The 21,190-nt window shown below is 26.8% G+C and carries 12 protein-coding genes; 3 read left to right on the forward strand and 9 right to left on the reverse strand.

The genetic code is table 4. The features are described 5' to 3' along the window. Positions 1–91 precede the first annotated feature (91 nt). The 9 genes from MYPE_RS03110 to MYPE_RS03150 all read right to left on the reverse strand — a co-directional run bounded on the left by MYPE_RS03110 (position 92) and on the right by MYPE_RS03150 (position 17,657). Positions 92–2,647, reverse strand: a complete 2,556-nt coding sequence (locus tag MYPE_RS03110; RefSeq protein WP_011077421.1) for an SGNH/GDSL hydrolase family protein — start codon at positions 2,645–2,647, stop codon at positions 92–94. Positions 2,648–2,710: 63 nt separating this feature from the next. Then, complete coding sequence (locus MYPE_RS03115) at positions 2,711–2,938, reverse strand: hypothetical protein (RefSeq protein WP_011077422.1); 228 nt, start codon at positions 2,936–2,938, stop codon at positions 2,711–2,713. Positions 2,939–2,952: 14 nt separating this feature from the next. Continuing rightward, a complete protein-coding gene (locus MYPE_RS03120) occupies positions 2,953–4,665 on the reverse strand; it encodes an SGNH/GDSL hydrolase family protein (RefSeq protein ID WP_011077423.1) in 1,713 nt (570 codons plus the stop codon). After that, positions 4,649–6,541: an acyltransferase gene (locus tag MYPE_RS03125; RefSeq protein WP_011077424.1), complete on the reverse strand. Its 1,893-nt coding sequence runs from the start codon at positions 6,539–6,541 to the stop codon at positions 4,649–4,651. The genes MYPE_RS03120 and MYPE_RS03125 overlap by 17 nt, the downstream gene beginning before the upstream one ends. Positions 6,542–6,550: 9 nt before the next feature. After that, entirely contained in the window at positions 6,551–9,208 is a 2,658-nt protein-coding gene (locus MYPE_RS03130) for an SGNH/GDSL hydrolase family protein (protein WP_011077425.1), read from the reverse strand. Positions 9,209–9,521: 313 nt separating this feature from the next. Then, positions 9,522–9,743 carry a hypothetical protein gene (locus MYPE_RS03135; RefSeq protein ID WP_011077426.1) on the reverse strand — a complete coding sequence of 74 codons (222 nt, stop codon included), beginning with the start codon at positions 9,741–9,743 and terminating at the stop codon, positions 9,522–9,524. Positions 9,744–9,752: 9 nt separating this feature from the next. Continuing rightward, the gene (locus MYPE_RS03140) at positions 9,753–11,657 is read right to left on the reverse strand and encodes a hypothetical protein (RefSeq protein WP_011077427.1); all 1,905 of its coding nucleotides are present in this window, start codon (positions 11,655–11,657) and stop codon (positions 9,753–9,755) included. 137 nt (positions 11,658–11,794) lie between these two features. Continuing rightward, complete coding sequence (locus tag MYPE_RS03145) at positions 11,795–14,656, reverse strand: P116 family lipid acquisition surface protein (protein ID WP_011077428.1); 2,862 nt, start codon at positions 14,654–14,656, stop codon at positions 11,795–11,797. A gap of 148 nt (positions 14,657–14,804) precedes the next feature. After that, a complete protein-coding gene (locus MYPE_RS03150; RefSeq protein WP_011077429.1) occupies positions 14,805–17,657 on the reverse strand; it encodes a P116 family lipid acquisition surface protein in 2,853 nt (950 codons plus the stop codon). Positions 17,658–17,953: 296 nt separating this feature from the next. Here MYPE_RS03150 and MYPE_RS03155 point away from each other — a divergent pair, with 296 nt between their 5' ends. The 3 genes from MYPE_RS03155 to arcC are packed head-to-tail and all read left to right on the forward strand — an operon-like array spanning position 17,954 to position 21,190. Then, a complete protein-coding gene (locus MYPE_RS03155) occupies positions 17,954–19,186 on the forward strand; it encodes an arginine deiminase family protein (protein WP_044891275.1) in 1,233 nt (410 codons plus the stop codon). 20 nt (positions 19,187–19,206) lie between these two features. Beyond that, positions 19,207–20,235 (forward strand): ornithine carbamoyltransferase, encoded by a 1,029-nt coding sequence (gene argF / locus MYPE_RS03160; protein WP_011077431.1) that lies wholly within the window; start codon positions 19,207–19,209, stop codon positions 20,233–20,235. Between the two features lie 25 nt (positions 20,236–20,260). Continuing rightward, positions 20,261–21,190: a carbamate kinase gene (gene arcC, locus MYPE_RS03165; protein WP_011077432.1), complete on the forward strand. Its 930-nt coding sequence runs from the start codon at positions 20,261–20,263 to the stop codon at positions 21,188–21,190.

Below are 21,190 nucleotides of genomic sequence, written 5' to 3' on the forward strand. Positions count from 1 at the left end.
TAAACTATACTAATTTAAAAACTCTTTTGGTAATTCCAAAAGAGTTTTTAAATACATAAACATTTTTATTTGACTTCTAAATTAGCAGTTATTAGTTTATTTTAAATGAAGAATTGGCAGGTGCTAAATAATAATCTGCATTTGAAGAAAATACTGCAGTTCTAGAAATTGCTCAAGAAGATAACACATAATCTCCAGAATCTAAAAATGGTATTACATAGTTATTACTAGTTGATGAACTTGTAGTAGTTAAACTATTGTAACTTGGTTCTAATAAGTATACTCTATCATCCGATACATCAGTGCTTTCAATATTAATCATAACTCTTCCTACATTACCTCCATTTGCAGCTGAACCACCAATTGGTAAAGTTGCTAATCAAGCCTTAAGATCAGGAAGTCCTCAATTAGGACCATTACTTGTATTACCAGCAGCAAAATCAATTGATTTAGTAGTAGAACTTGAAAAAGGAGTTCCAGCTTTTACTTGATAGCTATCTAAATAACTATTCTCTACATTTACACCCAAAGATGATAAGAATGTCTTAGATTTAATTATGTTAGTGCTAATACTTGGATTAATTCCATCACTTCCCATGAATCAATTGTATTTATTATTGTTTGCATATAATCAAGGATGTTGAGTTTTCACTTGATTTAAAATAGTGTAAACACTTTCATTATAGATAACGTTATTTTTATAGTTTGCTGATCCACTTCCACCACTAGTAGTAGAATCACCAAATAAAGCTTTTAAATATCCATTGTATGTTGAAATATTATTAGCAGTTGTAGTAGTTCCATTAGGATTGATTGCATTAACTACAATGATTACTTCAGGATTTGCTTCTATTGCAGCATCTACTATTTTTTTAATATTACTTTCAAATGTATCTTTATTAGTATTAGTAGTTTGACCATTACTAGTTCCTGTAGTTAAATCATTTACACCCAGTCCAATTGATAAAACATCAGGAGCATATTTAGTAATTCTTGATTGAATTAAATAATCATCTGCTGCTCTATTAGTAAAGTCACCACTCATTGCTGCATTAATGAAAATATCATCTCATCTACCTCAATCACTTTGAATGCTTTTTTGAGTTACTTCACTAAAACTATCAAAGCCAACATTGTATTGAACACCTTGGTCAACATTATCTCCAACTCAAGCTCAAACCATTGGTTCATTCTTATTATTAAATTTTTCTATAAATCTTTTTTGAGCATCAGTTAAATCAGTTGGAGTTGAATCTAATAATGTAGTTGAATCTGCTGAAGTATTTCCTAAAACCCCTGTAAGACGATCATATGGCTGATTATTAATATCAAATACAGTCAATTCAAATTTATTAGTATATGCTTGATTTGTAATTGGACTAGTACTTGTTGTTGGAAATGTTCCAATATTATCAATTGTAATAACTTTATTTGTTACAAATGAATAGTCTTCTATTGTTAGTCCAGCATCAGGTATTTCTAAAATATATTTTAAATATTGTCCTTCAACTGCATTTGGAATTTCTACAGATAAATTAACAACAGGTTGGTCACTATAAGAAGTTGTAGATTGTGTTGTAGTTTGAGTTACTGTTCCTAGTTGTAAATTGTTTTTAGTAGTATCTACTGCTCCATCAAGTGTAGTAGCTTCTATAAATTCTGTTTCATAACCATGTCAAGCAGATTCAGGATCTTCAATAGTTCCTTGAGTTCAAGCATTTCCTTCATCAAAAGCCATTACTAATTCTTTTCCTAATAAACTGTTTGCTCATCTAGCAATAATGTTGTGGTTATCATCAAATGGTCATTCAGTTTGTGAATCAATATGGTTAATAAATAAATCTGTTCAATCAATTACTTTAACCCTTGAAAGTGATTCACTTCATGTTTCATCAACTGACATATTGTATAAAACTTTATTTACTACATTATTGAACTTATCTACTTTGTTATTATAAGCAGTATCAGTATCAAAATCTTTAATAGGGGATTTTCAATGTTTAATAATAGTCACAGTAGATGATTGATCTCTTAACATTAAAGAGTTTTTTACAAATGTAGTTAAATCATTTTCAAAAGACACTAAAGAATTATATTCATCACTTGCTTCTAAATACTCATTACCAACAATTGTGACAACATTCTTAGGATCTAAATTACTAACTTTAGAATTAAACTTTTCATTTAATTCTTTAAGAGTTTGATTAGGTTTAGAAACATTTATAACAAATCTACCCATTGTAGAATATAAACTTGCAGGATTGGATGTATTTAAAACTTTGTAATATCATCTGATATTTTCATCAAATAATCCTACTCAGTTTTTTCTACTTTTAGTTAAATCAAAATTAGAATAGAAATCACTTCCACCAGCAAATACTCAAGTGTTTTCAATAGCTTTTTGAAAACGTAAGTTCGCTTCTGCTCTATTAGAAATTCTATCTTCATTAACACCTCAAGTTGCAATAGAAGATGATACATCTTTCCCAGTTTCTGGTAATGGATAAACTACATCATAATCAATTGGTCCAGATCTTTGATTAGTTCAAAAAACTTTTGAAGCTACAAGTGGTGCTGCAATTACTAATCCACCAGTTAAAAACATTGTGGAGATAAAAGCTATTCATTTTATTTTTTTTGAAGCCATTGTAAATACCTTTCTTTTAAAAAAATAATTTTGTATTTAAATTAATGATTGACCACTTTGAAATTAATATGGTCTTTCATCTCCACCACCTGAAAAGTTTCCACCAGGTGAATTAGAATTTCCATTATTAGAGTTAGCACCATTATTTTGATTATCTTGTTCATTGTAGATATTGTTTCTTTGATCTAAATCAAATAAAGCTGGATCTGCACAAGATGTTAAAACTAATGGAATACTAGCTGCTGTAACTATAGCTGGTATTAACAGCCAAAATTTTCATTTCTTTGACATAATGTTTCTCCTTATTAATTTTTACCTTGTACAGAATCTAATATAGTTTCAATTCTTGAATTTAATGTAGTAGTTGTGCTTTCATCTTCAGTTTCTGATTTTGGAGGATCTGGAAAATTTTCTCCTAAAACTGTTAGTAAGTTCTTTGCAAATGTAACATATGCAGTGCTTTGATAATGTAGTAAATCAGAAGCATAAATATTTGATTGATAATTTGGATCTATTTCTAAAACTTTATCTACTACACTTGCTAAATCATTCAAGATTACTTTTGAGTTGCTTTTAGCAAAGTTTTTAATAGCAACATTTGCATTACCAATTGCTGTTTTAATTTCATTAGTTACTGTATCTGATTTTGGAGTAGGAATTGTAGAAACCACAATTCAAGCATTTTTATTAACACTTTCTAAATCAGTTAAAGTTTTATTTAGATAATTACTAAAGTAAGTATTAGTAATTTTAGAAGCAGTTGATTCATAATAAATGTCATTAATCCCCATTCATAAATGAACAACATCTGGAGCATATCCTAAAAAGTTATATCCATAGTTTTGACTACTATATTCTAATGAGTATTGGTTAGAGTGAATTCCCATGTTTACTACCAAATCATCTGGTCTATTTCAGTCATGTTTTAAATATCACTTAAAGTATTCATATAATCCACTATAACCTCTAGTGAAATAACTTCCATTAGTTAATGAGTCACCCACAAATGCTCATTTTAATTTTGAATTGTTACTTAAATAATTTTTAAAATTTATAACTTTAGTAGAATCTGCAGTTTGCAAATATGAAGTTTCTTTTGTAATTGTTTGGTTAATAACATCTGCTTTAATATCATCAACACTAGAAGTTCATTCAGCAATTGAAGTATGCTTTGGATACAAAGAATCTACAAATATATTTAGCAATTCTAAAGTTCCATATGGAGTTAATAAATTACTTGAATTTATTCCAATAGATTTAAAGTTAGCATTATCAGTATTTTTTGAAACATCTACTAAACCAATTCTGCTAAACAGATCAGCATCATCTGCAAATGATAAAACTACTTTATCAATTATGCTGTTTATTAAATCTACAGAGTTATTAAAGCTAGAATCATTAGTCTTGTAGTGCTTTTGAATAATTACCATTCCTTTATTTTTATTTTGACTAGTTCCATTTAAAATAAATCTTTTTAGATTGGTTTCAAATTCTGTTGTTGCACCTTCAGTACTTAAATTATTAATATCAGCTGAATCTACAACTAACACTGAAGTTTTAATATTATTGTCTTTTACTAAACCATTATAATCATTCACAATTGTAGCTAATGTTTGATCTTTAGAACTTAAGTCAAATACAAATCTTGATCCAATTGTTCTTCTTTTAGAAGCAGTATCAAATTGATAAGGACTACTATCTAATTTATAAGGCCCATTGTATCTCATGTAATCTGAGAATAAATCAACATAAGATCTGTAAGCATTATTTTGATAAATATCATAATTAAATAAATCATTACCACCAAAGAATCCAAAGTTATTATTCATCTCACCACTTTGCATTGCACTTTGTATTTTTGTTCCTAAATTATTATTAAGTGAGTACAAACCATCTTTTTTATAAACAGAAGTTTCTTCTTCAGTTTTAGTACAACTTGTTAAAACAATTGGAACCACTAAAAGAGGAGAACTTAATGCTAACAATCAATTCTTTTTCATTTTATTTCTTTTGATCATCTACAAATAAAACCTCATATCTTTCTAGCATTAATAAAGACTTACTCATATTCACAAATGCATTTCAAGGTGGTAAAGCAGTAATCAATCTACTTAATAAATCATATATAAGAGACATCATAAATAGTGCTGTTGCTAATAATGCAAATATCAACAATACATGAACTGCTCATAAGTTTGGTTCAGCTACCCAAGCTCCAGTCATAAACACAACTGGTTGTCTCATTAAAGTTCTCATAATGTAACTTAATCACATATCACCAAGATCAGAGTCTGCAGAACTATACATAATGAATGTTTTTCCTAATTGATTTCAGTGTAACAAGAAGATTAATAAAGTTAATGTAGATAAATAATTTACATATTCATTTTTCTTTTTTAATTTCATATTGTAGAACATTCCAAATAATGAAATTGCTGAAAGAATAACAAAAGGATTTGAATATTCATATAACATGTTTGAGTATGTTCAAACAATCATTAAGTATTGAATTCCAAAAGTTACTAAATATGTAATTGTTCATCCATATCATTTAAATCTTCTAAAGAAGTCATGAACAATTAGTCATTGCACAATTACATAAATTACTAAGAAGTTAATAACATTGTAACCTCTGTTTGTAACCGCATCTCTTATTCCATAATTTCCAAAAATTCCAAGAGAGCTATCTCATAAACCTCTACCTGCAAACATAGCCAATAGTTTTCATAAAATGAAAACAATCATTACTACTAAGAATGCGATATTAACACCATTCTTTGTAAGTTTTTTAAACATATAGTTCACAAATGGAACTATCATTAAGAATGCAAAGTAAGCTGTAAAGTATCAAGGGTCTTCAATGAAGAATCAAATAATTGAATCAATCCAATCTTCATAACTAATTTTAGTAGGTCACACAATCCACTTAAACACAGTCATCATTAATAAGATGAATGTAATTTGTAAATATAATTTAATTAATTTATAAAACTTAATCTTGAGTGGTTTGTTCTCTAAAAAACAGGAGATAACCACAAATATATTTACACAAGGGATTGATAGAATTTGAAAGAAATGAAGATAATAGGCATTATTTCCAATTATTGGATATAGCGCTTCAATTGACCCACCATTGTTAGAAGCTCATCCAAGAGGTGATTGAATAGTATGCGTTAATACTACTAATAGAATTGCTAATATCTTTAATCAAGATAAATTAGTTTCCATTTTTCCATATTTAGTTAAATTGAAATTCTTTTGGATAGCATCTTTAAATTTTGGTATAGTGCTTACTTTTGTTTCTTTTTGATCTGTTAATTGGATTTGTGCAGTTGGTTTGTCAGGCTCTTTTATTAATTCAACATTAATATTGGAGGATCCACTTTTTTCTAAAACAATCTTTATATCAGGTTCAACTTCTGGTTCTGGTTTAACTGATTCAGATAAAGAATTAATTGGAATTTCACTTTTTGGTTCTTTTGATAATAAAGTTTCATTTTTATCAGAAACTTTTACTGGATCTATTTTTAAGCTATTTTTATTTCTTTTGTTTTTTAATATTTCATCTTCAACTTCTGTGCTTTTAAACATAGTTCTTAAATCTTCATTTTCACTTGAAGATTCTTTATTTAATTTGGTTTTTAATAAACTAGGTTTTTCATTTTCCTTATTTTCAAGATTTAATGATTCATCACTTTTTTTATCTTGTTTAGATACATCTAAAGAATCTGGTTTTATTAATGATGGTTCTGCTTTTTCATTTTTAGAATTTTTATCTTTTGATTTAATGTCTTTATTTTTATTTTCTTGACCATTCAACAAATAATCTTTTTCTATTTCATCAATGACATTTTTTCTTTGTTTACTATTAAATATTTTTTTATTGTTTGACATAGTTAATCCTTAATTAATTGTGAATGTAGTGTCAATTGCATCATAATAACCAGCAGAATTAAATGTATAAGTTATTAATCTTGAAATTGCTCAAGAAGACATTGTATAAGTTCCAGATTCTAGATAAGGTAATACATAGTTGTTTGGATTATTTGCTGTAGTTGCATTAACAGCTAAACTTTTATATCCTGGATGTAGGAAATATGTTCTATCATCTTCAACATCAGTTCTATATATTGTTGAATATAATGAACCTACATTGCCTTCACTTTTTGTATTACTATTACCACCCATTGGATAACTAGACAGTCAAGTTTTTATATTTGGAACAGCATAGCTGCTTCCAGTTGATACTGTAACATCAATTTTTCCTGTTGATGCAGTTGTAGTTAAAGGGTTACCTGCTTTTATTTGATAACTATCCAAATAACTGTCTTCTACATTAATTCCAAGTGATGATAAAAATGTTTTTCCTTTAATAAGATTCACTCCTCCACCTGGATGTAATTTATCTCTAGACATAAATCAGTTGTAATTAGTTGCAGTTACTTGAGCACCAGTATAAGTTAATCCATATAATCATGGATAGTTAGTTTTTATGCTTTCTAAAGCCTCAAAAACTTCTCCATTGTAAATAACATTATTTGGATATTGATTGTTTTCTCCATCAAAGATTTCTTTTAAATAATTATTATATTCAGCAGGAACTCCAGTTCTTCCATTAAATCCTGTTGGGTTAATACCATTTATGACAACTATTACATCAGGATTAGAAGCAATTGCAGTTTCAACCAAAGTTTTCATATTATTTTGAAATTGTTCTTTACCTGAATATACTTGTTGTCCATTGTTAACAATGTTTTGTTTATCACTAATACCTAAACCAATTGACAAAACATCTGGAGCATATTTTGTAATTCTAGAATGAAGCATATAAGGATCTACTGCCCTGTTAGTGAAATCTCCACTTATTGCACCATTAACAAAAATGTCATCTCATCTACCTCAATCACTTTGAACTGATTTTTGAACAACTTCAGAGAAATTATCAAAACCATAATCAAATGCAACACCATGGTCTACACTATCACCAATTCAAGCTCAAACCATAGGCTTAGATTTATCATTAAATTTTTCTAAGAATCTTTGTTTAGCAACTGATATAGTAGAAGTTGTATCTTGTGAATTATTACTAGTTGATGCGCTTGTAGAAGCACTACTTGTTATTACAGTAGAATCACTTGATGAATTTGATTTATAAGAAGGATCATCTTCTGAACCAATATTATAAATACTTGCATCATCTCCTAAAGTTCCACCAACACGGTTATAAACTAATCCATCAATATCAAATACAGTTAAATCAAAACTATTTGTATAGTTAACTCCAGAATATGGACTTACAACAGTTGTGTCATATTTTGCAATGTTATCAATTGTAATTGCACCATTTGAAACATACGAATAGTCTTGAATAGTTAAACCAGAATCAGTAATTTCTAAGCTATATTTTAAATATTGTCCTTCAATTGCATTTGGAACTTCTACTGTTAAATTTACTAGTGGTTGGTTTTTATATGTAACAGTACTAGTATTTTCAGTTTGAGTAATTTTACCTAATGATAAATGGTTTTTTCTAGTATCAACTGCAGCATCCATTGTAGTAGCTTCAGTATAAGAATTACTAAAATCACCATAAGTATTACTCGAAGGATCTAACTGCCCTTGAGTTCAAGGAACCCCATTATCATATGCCAGCATAAATTGACGACCCAATTTATTGTGAGCAACAAGTGATTTAATATTATTATCTTCATCAAATGGTCATTCACCTTGTGATGTAGAATTGTCCATAAACATATCTGTTCAATCAATTACTTTAACTCTGGTTAAACTGTCTCTATATTCATCATCAATATATAAGTTGTATAAAACTTTATTAACAACATTGTTGAATTTATCAACCTTAGTATTAAATGTTTTATCCTCTTTGTAATCTCTTAAAGGAACCTTTCAATGTTTAATAATTGAAACTGTTGAAGTTGATTCTCTTAGTGTTAAAGAGTTTTTAATAAATGTTGTTAAATCATTTTCAAATGCAACTAATGATTCATATTCATCAGCTGCTTCAATATATTCTTTACCAACTATTGTTACCACATTTTTAGGATCAACTCTGCTCACTTTATAAGCAAACTTATCATTAAGTTCTTTAAGAGTTTGATTTGGTTTTGATACATTGATCACGAATCTAGCCATTGTTGAATATAAAGTAGATGGATCTGAATTTTGTCTAATCTTAAAATTTCATCTTAAGTTTTCATCAAATAATCCAATTCAGTTTTTTCTACTTTTAAGAATGTCAAAGTTTGAATAAAAATCACTTCCACCTGCAAACATTCATGTGTTTTCAATTGCTTCTTGAAATCTTAAGTTATCTTCAGGGTTTGAAGAAATTCTATCTTCATTTACTCCTCATGTAGCAATTGAAGTTGAAACATCACTTCCAGTTTCTGGTAAGGGATATTCAATATCATAATTTGTATTTTTGGACTTATAATTTGCTCAAAAAATTTCTGTGGCTATTATTGGTGCAGGAATAACAATTCCACCAACTAATAAAATGGTTGAAACAAAAGCAGCTCATTTTACTTTTTTAGAAGCCATTTAAATGTCCTCCCTTCTAAAGAGGACATCTAGCACAAAAATAACTAATAGTTAAATTTTATATTTTTGCAAAATAGACTATAAAAAGAAGATACCTAATTTCTAATTATTGTCCTCTTTAATTTAATTATTAATTAAACCAGCCTTTCTATCTAAATTAAAATAGCTCACACCTTCAAATATCTAACATTTATTAACAATAACAAGTTATAAAATATTATTAATTTTGACGATTCAAAAAATCAAAATGTGGTATATTAAAAATACTTAAAACAACCTAATGCTTCAAGTATTTTCTTGATAATATAATTTATTAATATGGTCTTTCATCTCCACCACCAGAAAAATTGCCCCCTGGTTTATTATTGTTGTTTCCAGAACCACCACTAAAGTCTGGAAGTTGTGGGTTTGTTTCTTCTTTATTATTTGCAAAATAAGTTGCGGGGTCTGGTTTACAAGAAGTTAAAACAATTGGACCACCAATGGCAAAAATTCCTAAAGGTATAATAAATAATAATTTTCTTTTTTTAGACATAGTAGACTCCTAATTAGAAGTTATCTCTTCAATTTTATTTATATTACTTTTTTTATTTTTTTGTTTTCTTTTCCTTACCAAAACTATAGATGTAGTTATTGCAATTAAAATTATGATTACACTTGGAACTAATACTCCTAAAATTATTTTGATGGTGTTATCTTCTTTTATTGGGTATTTATATGAAACTCCTAGATTATTAGCAAAGTCTTTAATGCTTATAATATCTTGTTTATAGTTTGGAAAAACATTTAATTGATAAAAAGGTTCATGAGACTCTTCAATTCTTTTTAAATTATTTGACAGTGTTTGAAGTGGTAAATAATCATAAGATTGAGTTGGTCTTACCACATTAAAAGTAGCAGGAACCGGAAAATTAGAAGCATTTACAGTTTCATAGGCTAAACTTTGATTTCACTTGTGAGTATTAGTTAAATAAAAATAAGTTGTTTCTATAACAGTACTTGAATACTGCAAACCTACCAAACTTGTTCTTAAATAAAAACTGCTTACTAAATCTTTATCAAAGAATGGAATATAATTTTGATTCGTTTGTTGTTGATAGTTATCTCAAGATAAAAACACTTCTCAAGGAAATGATTTAAATGTAATTGGATTAAAGTTATTCGGAAATATATAATCAATTAATGCTTCTTGATCTGATACTGAATATCTTGGGTGATGTTTTATGATTCAGTTGTACTCACTTGGTTTATATTTTTTTAGCATTGCAGTAGTTAGAGCCTGTAGTTCTTCTTGTCTTTGACTATACATTTCAGATGGATCTGTAATTAAAGAATCTCCTATTCAAATAATATTTTTCTTACTAGAACTATAACTGATTGCATTTCTTTCAAAAAAATCTGTAATTGAGTGAATTGAAGAAAAATTAAAGAATGATTGATATCTATTAATAAAACTATTAAATTTTGTTGCATCACTTCCAAAAAAAGTTTTTCCCATATTGTAATAATCATAATCAATTGGATAAACATCATAAAAGACAGAATTGTTACCTAGCAGATAATATGGTGAATTTGAATATGATTCAACATTAAACATAGTTATAAAATCACTTGCTAATAAAAAATCATAAATCTTAGTGTTTTGAAATTTAGAATAGAGTGAATTATTAGTATCTGTTTGATATTGTTTTATTAAATTACTAGCTTCAGTTGAAGTTAGTTGTTTATAATTTGATTCATTAGTTCTATCTTGGAAGTATTGTGCAAAAAAGATAGTTTGATAATTACCATCTGAAATTATGTTGATTTTATTAACATATTTTAAAAAATTATAAAAGCTAACACTATTATCACCTTTTCATAAATCTTCAATATTAATATCTGAAACTCATAAATCGAATTTAACACTACTTGAAATTTTAGTAGTGTAATAAGATACTAATTCATCTAACATTTGATCATCAATTCAATTAGAGTACTTTAAATCAGGTCCATTATTAAAATTAGTATTTGTAATTAATTTAACTTTGCTACTTGCAGGGGATAAATTATAAAAATCAAAATTCCATTTTTTATTATTAACATCTGTTTGATTTGCAAGTCATACAATTCTAGGTTCAGTATTTGAATCACTTGTTGTGGCATTTTTGAAATTATCTTCTTCAATTCAGTAGTTAGTAAAAATTAAAGATTGTTGGTAAACCAAAGTTACATCTCTAGTAAAAACCAATTGAATATTAGTGTTGTTAACAGGTTTTTTAATTTCTTCTATTCATTTTTCTGTAGAGTTTGTAGCTTTAGTATTTTTTAAAGAATTTGAATTTAAAGTGCTTTTATCATAATTAAAATTTTCATTTTTAACTGCTGTTAAAAATAATTGAGGAGTTAAAGTAATGATGGCTAAAGAGAAAGAACTTAGGCCAATTCATTTTAAGGATGATATTTTCATGTCACTATTCTCCTTACTTAAATTCTATTAAAAACAACTAATCTTATTAATTTTTAATTTCTGGACAATAAAAAATCTTGAGTTTTATTTACTCAAGATTTTTATTAAATAATTGCTAAAGATTAAAGTTAAACTAACTAAACTCCACTTACACTGAATACAAAATCAGAATAATTCTTAGAAAAATTATTTACCAATCTCTTATTAGTTACATCATAGAAATTAACTGGTAAAAACAGATTAGATTTAAATAAGCCAGCACTTAAAGAAATTGTTGGATGAACATCAACACTAACTAAAGAAACTGTAACTTGAAATTCTAACTTGGTTGAAAAATTAAATAGTGTATTAAATGAATAATCCAAACCATATTCTAGATTTTTAAAGTTAGAATTTAAATCAGAGAAAGTAAACATTTTATCTTTCATAGTTTTTAAGTTTGTTAGGTTTGTAACTGGCATAATACCGTTTACAACTTCAGAATCTTTATTAGCTCACATTAATGTATTTGAATCTTTTACTTGCTCATCAGTAAATCTACTGTTTTCTTCCTTAAAATTTTCAGCTTTAGATAAGTCAAACATAGTTTTAATTTCATTTACATTAACATTATTTACATTATTAACAAAAGATAAATTAGTGTAATAATAGTTAGGATTGTAACTTGAATAATCTGCAATTTTTGTAGAATAATCAGATATATAAAATCTAGAATTTATATCATAACTTCTCATTAATACATTTTGGAAAATTGATTTTCAAAAATCATAGTATCAAAATTTAAATTTAGCTGTTGCTATTAAAAGTATTCTCTTACTTGCCTCAAAAACACCTTTAACATAATTACTATTAGAAGCTATGGTTTTTCATAAGTTTGGATCATCATAGAAAATATTTAAACCATATCCAACACTAAAACCTAAATAATAATCAGATCCTTTCTTTTCGGGACTAAATCATATTTCTTCATTATCACCACTGTATGTAAAAATTAATGCATTAGTATCTTTTCCATTCCCGCCAAACACAAAGTTATCAGGTAAAAAATTAAAAAGATATTTTTTTAAATCTGGATAAATATTACTTTCAGCTAGTGATGCATTAGTTCCAGAAAGATTTGCTATTTTATTAATAAGAGTATTAAATGATTCTTGTGAAATAATATTTTTTAATGGAACCATATCTAAGGTTACAGCAGTTGAAATAGAGGCTTTAACTTCATATTTAAAAGTAGTTGTTATTAAATTGTTTTGCTTATTAACAACAGGATTATTAACTCAAGTTTTTGCAAAACTTAAATTTTTATATCTTTGATCAAATGATGTTTTATCAGTTGATTCTGTTTTATATTCAAACAAACCTTTAAAGAAGTTAGCAAAAGATTGAATTATCTTTTGAAAGTTTGTTTTATCAAAACTTTTGTTATTAACAAACAAAATATCAATGTATTCACCAACATTAGCTGGTAACAAATTTTTAATAGCATTAATTACTTTTTGTTTTGCTTCATCACTACCAAACATTGAATCATAAATTGATCCATATTCATTAGCTGATGAATCTTTTGTAAAGATTATTGTTAATAAATCAATTAATGAAGTTAAAGTTGGATTATTTTTAGTTGCTTCTTTAATTTTTGCTAAAATTGTATCTAAATTAGTTCATAAAATATCTAATAAACTTTTTGCTTGTGAAGTAACTCCTAAAATATCTCCTGTAATCAAATTTCTAATAGGATCATCTTTACCCACAAATTGACCAACATATTCCATAATTAATTTGTAACTTGAATTGTCAGCTGTCATATTGGTTTCTAAGTTTTCTAATAGTGGTTGAACAATATCATATGCACTTCCTAAATAAGATTTAAGAATAGATAAAATTTTGTTTTTATTATTAACAATTACTTGAATTAATGTGTTTGAATTTGATGAACCATTAGCTGTTATTGCTTCTTTTAAAATTGCATCAATACCATCAGGAATAATGCCTATCTTTGTAATGATATCAATTAAATATAAAGCAGACTTTTCTATTAGTTTATTAACAGGTTGATCAATTGCAATTTCATTAATTAAATTATTTGCTAGATCCATATAGTCAAAATATAAAGAAGTTTCTCTATTAATTTTTTCTTCTAAATACTTTTTAATACTTTCACTATTAATGCTTTGTCCAAAATCTTTTTGATATTTTTCTTTTAAATCAAAATATGTTTGTTTTTCTGATAGGTCATTAAATGAAAAATAAAATGCTTTAGAAAAAGAATTTTCTGTTGGTTTAAAATTTAAGATTTCAAAATCTTTATTGTTAAAAGAAACAAAAACTTTATCTAACACTCATCCAAGATAAAACTTTTGTCCATGCTTTTGAATAGTTGGTTTAAGAATTTGTTCATCAGCTTTAATAGTTAAAGTAAGACTAGTATCTTTTGGTAAAGAAAACTTTTCATCCCCTATTACAAAATCAGATAATTCTTTAGAACTTACTTTAGCTTCTAATTCGAAACTAATCTTAGTTTTGTTAAAAACAAGTTTATTATTTGAATCTAATTCTGTAAAACTTACTTTCTTAAGATTAGAGTTAGTGATAGAAACAGTTTTATTATTCACATAATATAAATGGTTTAAATAACCTAAAATATCCTCAGGGATTTTTGCTTTATCACCTAAATATTTTGAGAAATCACCATTAATTCCAAAATCATTATAGTTTTGAGTTAACCCATATTCATTGGGTTTTTCTTCAACTAAAACCATATTACTTTCAATCTTTTTAGATTCAACAATACTTGCATCAAGTGTTCCAAAGCTATTCGAACCATTATTGTTATTATCACTATTTGTAGAATCATTAAAATCTTTAGGAGGAGTTTGACTTGCATCATAACTAAAATCATTATTGTTATAACTACATGAACTTAGTGGGATTGCAATAGTAGCTCCAGCTAGAAAAACAGAAAATAGTTTAATTAAAGATCTTTTATTTTTCAATTTCACTATGAAATCTCCTAAAAATAATTATTGGTAAATTAAAGTATAACTTAGGAATTTCATAAAACAAATATCACAATATAAAATCACTCAAACATTGCTTAGTTTGAGTGATTATCTATGTGTGTTCTAGATATCTTAGATATAAGATAATTTATAATTGAGCATTAAATGAAATGTCAGAATAAGTTTTTTCAAAATTAGTAATTAATTTTTTATTAGTCTCATCATAAAAATTAACTGGAAAATATAAATTAGATTTAAACATTGAAATATTAAAAGAAATTATAGGATGAACATCAACATTTCCAACACTTGCTTTAACCTGAAATTCTATTTTTGCTAAGAAATTAAATAAAGTATTAAAAGAATAATCAAGATTATATTTAGTTAAAATAAAACTAGAGTTGTTTGTAGTTAGTGAAAACATTTTTTCTTTGATAGTTTTTAAATTACTTTCACTTGTTAATGGAGTTATACCTTTTACTTCTTCAGTTGCTTTATTACCTCAATTTAAAGTATTAGGGTTTTGAACTTTATCATTTTTAATTGTGCTAACTTGGTCTTTAAAATTTCCAGTCTTTGATAAATCAAACAATGTTTTGATTTCACTAACATTTACTTGATTAGCATTATTAACAAAAGATAAATTAGTGTAATAATAGTTCTCATTATAGTTTGAGTAATCTGCAATTTTTGTAGAATAATCAGAGATATAAAATCTTGAATTTATATCATAACTTCTCATTAATACATTTTGTAAAATACTTTTCCAGAAGTTGTAATATCAAAATTTGAAATTAACTTTTACAATAAGTGCAACAGTTTTTGTTGTCTCAAAAACTTCTTTATTAAAATTATTAGAACTTGCAATATTTTTTCATAATTGAGGATCATCATAAAAAATATTTAAATTGTATCCAATGCTTAATCCTAAGTAAAAATCAATTCCTTTTTTATCAAGGTTAAATCAAATCTGCTCATCTTTACCACTATATGTGAAAATTAATGCATTTGTATTTTCTCCATTAGTTCCAAATTTAAAAACATCAGGAACATAATTTAAAAGGTGTTTCCTCAATTCAGGATAAATCTGACTTTCAGCAACAGTTGCAACTACACCTGTAAGATTAGCTAATTTCTTTACAATTTTATTAAAAGCATCTTGTGTGATAATTTCTTTAATTGGTTTAATATCTAAATCAACTGCATTAATAATTGAAGCTTTAATTTCATAATTAAAAGTTGTTGTAATAACATCTTTTTTAGTAACAGTTGGTGAAGTTACTCAAGTTTTAGTAAAACTTAAATTTTTATATCTTTGGTCAAATGATGTTGTATCATCAGCATCTGATTTATGCTCATATAATCCTTTGAAAAAATTAGCAAAAGATTTAGTTATTTTTAACATGAGTTCTTTATTAACTGCACTATTATCAATAATTAAAATATTTAAGTATTCACTAATATTTGCAGGTAATAAACTTACTATTGAATTGATAAATTTTTGTTTTGTTTCTTTACTTTTAAATAATGAATCATAAATAGAAACAAATTGATTAGATGTTGAATCTTTTGTAAAAATAATTGTTAGCAAGTTAATTAATGATGTTAATGTTTTATCATTTTGAGTAGCTTCTTTAATTTTATTTAAAATGGTTTCTATATTACTTCAAACAATATCAAATAAACTTTTTGCACTAGAAGTAACTCCTAAAATATCACCTGTAATTAATTTTCTGATTGGGTCATCTTTACCAACAAATTGATTAACATATTCTAAAAGTAATTTATAACTTGGATTGTCTTCTTTCATATTAATTTGTAAATTAATTAATAAAGGTTCTACAATGTCATAAGCACTGCCTAAATATGATTTAAGAATAGATAAAATCTTTTCTTTATTATTAACAATTACTTCCAATAAAGTTAATGATTTGTTTGAACCATCTATCTTTATTGCCTCTTTTAAAATAGCATCAATTCCTTGAGGTATAATTCCTATTTTTGTCACTATATCAATTAAATACACAGATGCTTTTTGTACAAGATAATTCACTGGTTGATCAGTTGCAATTTCATTAATTAAATTATTTGCAATGTCCATATAATCAAAATACAAAGCAGTTTCTGAATTTATTTTTTCTTCTAAGTCTTTTTTAACACTTTCATTTGAAATTTGATTCTCAAAATCTTTTTGATATTTTTCTTTTAAATCAAAATATGATTGCTTATCTGATAAGTTATTAAAAGAAAAATAAAATGCTTTTGAAAATGAATTTGCAGTAGGTTTAAAATTTAAGATTTCAAAATCTTGATTGTTAAAAGAAACACTAACTTTATCTAAAAATCATCCTAAATAAAATTTTTCACCTTGCTTTTCTATAGTTGGTTTTAGGGTTTGATCTACTGATTTAATAATTAGAGTAGAACTATGATCTTTTGCTAAATTAAACTTTTTATCCCCTATTACAAATTCAGATAACTCATTAGTAGAAACTGTAACAACAAGTTCAAAACTGATTTTACTTTTGTTTAAAATAAGTTTATTGCTAGCATCAACTTCTAAAAATTTAAGATCTTTAATGTTTGAATTAGTAAAAGAAATTTGCTTATTATTTTTATAATATAAGAAATTTAAGTACCCCAAGATATCTTCATAGATAATAGATTTATCTCCTAAGTATTTATTAAAACTACCATTGTTAGCAAAATCCAAATAATTTTGAGTTAGCCCAAAATCATTTGGATTTTCTTGTTGTAATGATAAATTATTTTGAACCTTTTTTGACTCAACAATACTAGCATCTAATATTCCAGAATTATTTGATGATCCATTATTATTGTTATTATTTTCATTATTAAAATCTTTTGATGGTGTTTGATTAGCATCATAATTAAAAGCATTATTACTATAACCACATGAGCTTAAAGGGATAGCAATTGTTATTCCAACTAGAGACAATGATAGCATTTTAATAATATTTTTCTTATTTTTAAAATTCATATGAATTACCTGTTATTTAGTAAGATACCTTGTTACCCAAAGTATAACTTTACTAAATTAACAAACTTAATACATTTGATTTAACTTTTTATAATTAGTGCAAGATAAGATGCAAAATATTTCACAATTTAAGCATTGCAATTAATAAAAAATAAAAATAAATTAAAAACTTGGTTATTACAATTGCACTAAATATTTTAAATAAGATTTATTTCAAACCCCAAAATAGGAGTATATTAAAATTGTATAGGTTGCCAAGCCTATGCACTCAAATTTCTATTTTTATAGGAGGCAAAATGAGTAGTATTGATAAAAATTCACTTGGAAATGGAATTAATGTCTATAGTGAAATTGGTGAATTAAAAGAAGTTCTTGTTCACACCCCAGGTGATGAAATAAGATATACAGCTCCTTCAAGACTTGAAGAGTTGTTGTTTTCTGCTGTTTTAAAAGCAGATACAGCTATCGAAGAACACAAAGGTTTTGTGAAAATTTTGCAAAACAATGGCATCAAAGTAATTCAGTTATGTGACTTAGTTGCAGAGACTTATGAACTTTGTTCTAAAGAAGTCCGAAACTCATTCATAGAACAATACTTGGATGAAGCTTTACCTGTTCTTAAAAAAGAAATACGACCAGTGGTAAAAGATTATTTACTAAGTTTCCCAACAGTTCAAATGGTAAGAAAAATGATGTCTGGAATCTTAGCAAATGAATTAAACATTAAACAAGATAATCCATTAATTATTGACGGAATGCCTAACTTGTATTTTACAAGAGATCCATTTGCATCAATGGGAAATGGTGTATCTATTAATTGTATGAAATACCCTACCAGAAAAAGAGAAGTTATTTTTAGTCGTTTTGTATTTACAAATAATCCTAAATACAAAAATACACCAAGATATTTCGATATCGTTGGAAATAACGGAACTATTGAAGGTGGGGATATTTTTATTTACAACAGTAAAACATTAGTAATTGGAAATTCAGAAAGAACTAATTTTGCAGCAATTGAATCAGTTGCAAAAAATATCCAAGCTAACAAAGATTGTACATTTGAAAGAATTGTAGTAATCAATGTTCCCCCAATGCCAAATCTAATGCATTTAGATACTTGATTAACAATGTTAGATTATGACAAATTCTTATACTCACCTAACATGATGAATGTATTAAAGATTTGAGAAATTGATCTAAATGTTAAACCTGTTAAATTTGTTGAAAAGAAAGGAACATTAGAAGAAGTTTTATATTCAATTATTGATAAGAAACCAATCTTAATTCCAATTGCTGGAAAAGGTGCTAATCAATTAGATATTGATATTGAAACTCACTTTGATGGAACTAACTACTTAACAATTGCACCAGGTGTAGTTGTAGGATATGAAAGAAATGAAAAAACTCAAAAAGCTTTAGTAGAAGCTGGAATTAAAGTTCTTTCATTCAATGGTTCTCAACTTTCATTAGGTATGGGAAGTGCAAGATGTATGTCTATGCCTTTAATTAGAGAAAATTTAAAAAAATAAATATATAGGAGAAAAATAAAATGCCAGTAAATTTAAAAGGAAGAAGTTTAGATAGTTTATTAAACTTCACCACAGAAGAAGTACAACACTTAATTGATTTATCAATTGATCTTAAAAAAGCAAAATACCAAGGTCTTCACATCAACAACAGACCATTAGTTGGTAAAAACATTGCTATCTTATTTCAAAAAGACTCAACTAGAACTAGATGTGCATTTGAAGTTGCTGCAAGTGATTTAGGAGCAGGAGTAACTTACATAGGGCCAAGTGGATCTAACATGGGTAAAAAAGAATCTATTGAAGATACTGCAAAAGTATTAGGAAGATTCTATGATGGAATTGAATTTAGAGGATTTGCACAAAGTGATGTTGATGCACTTGTAAAATACTCTGGAGTTCCAGTTTGAAATGGGTTAACAGATGATGAACACCCAACTCAAATCATTGCTGACTTTATGACAATGAAAGAAAAATTTGGAAATTTAAAAAATAAAAAAATTGTTTTCATTGGTGATTATAAAAACAATGTTGGTGTTTCAACAATGATTGGTGCTGCATTCAATGGTATGCATGTTGTAATGTGTGGGCCAGACAACTATAAAAATGAAATAGACAAAAATGTATTAGCTAAATGTATTGAACTATTCAAAAGAAATGGTGGTTCATTAAGATTTAGCACTGATAAGATTTTAGCTGCACAAGATGCAGATGTAATCTATACAGACGTTTGAGTATCTCTTGGAGAACCATTTGAATTATTTGATAAAAGAATTGGTGAACTTAAAAACTTCCAAGTTGATATGAATATGATTAAAGCTGCAAAAAATGATGTTATTTTCTTACACTGTTTACCAGCTTTCCATGATGACCACACATCATTCTCAAAAGAAGTTGCAACTACATTAGGTGCTAAATACCCAATTGTTGCAAAAGGTGAAATGGAAGTTACTGATGAAGTTTTCCAATCACTTCACAACAAAGCATTTGACCAAGCAGAAAACAGAATGCACTCTATTAAAGCTATCATTCTGTCTACAATTGGTTACTAGTATTTAATAATTTTGGAATTATATTATGTCTAGAATTGTTATTGCTTTAGGTGGAAATGCTTTGGGAGATAACCCTAGTCAACAAAAAGAATTAGTAAAAATCCCTGCAGCTAAAATTGCTGCATTGATTCAAGAAGGTCATGAAGTAATAGTAGGTCATGGAAATGGCCCACAAGTTGGAATGATCTTTAATGCATTTGCTGATGCTAAAAAAGCAAATGAAAAAACAGCACTAGTTCCATTTGCTGAAGCTGGTGGGATGTCTCAAGGATACATTGGATATCACATGTTAACAGCAATTAGTAATGAATTAAAAAAACTAAATATACAAAAAGATGTTTTATATTTTTTAACTCAAACTATTGTTGATGCAAATGATCCAGCTTTTAAAAATCCAACTAAACCTGTTGGACCTTTCTATTCAAGTAAAGAAATTGCTGAAGCTAACAACCCAAATTCAGTAATTGTAGAAGATGCAGGCCGTGGATTTAGAAAAGTTGTAGCTAGCCCAATTCCAGTAGACTTTATTGGAATTGATGCTATTAAACAAAATGTAAACAATGGTTGTGTTTGTATAGTTGGCGGGGGTGGTGGAATTCCTACAATTATTCAAGATAACCAATACATTGGAGTTGATGGAGTAATTGATAAAGACTTTGCACTTGCAAAAATTGCTGATGCTGTAAATGCAGATATCTTTGTTGTTTTAACTGCAGTTGATTATGTTTATGTAGATTTTAATAAACCTACTCAAAAAGCACTTAAAACTGTTGATGTTAAAGCTTTAAATAACTTTATTAACCAAGACCAATTTGCAAAAGGAAGTATGCTTCCTAAAATTAAAGCAGCTATGGGATTTGTAAATGGTCATCCAAACCGTAGTGCAATTATTGCTGATCTTTCAAAAGTTGAAGATGCTTTAAAAGGATTAAGTGGTACAAAAATAATTGCTTAA

The organism is Malacoplasma penetrans HF-2 (genome assembly GCF_000011225.1).
GTDB classification, from domain to species: domain Bacteria; phylum Bacillota_I; class Bacilli_A; order Mycoplasmatales; family Mycoplasmoidaceae; genus Malacoplasma; species Malacoplasma penetrans.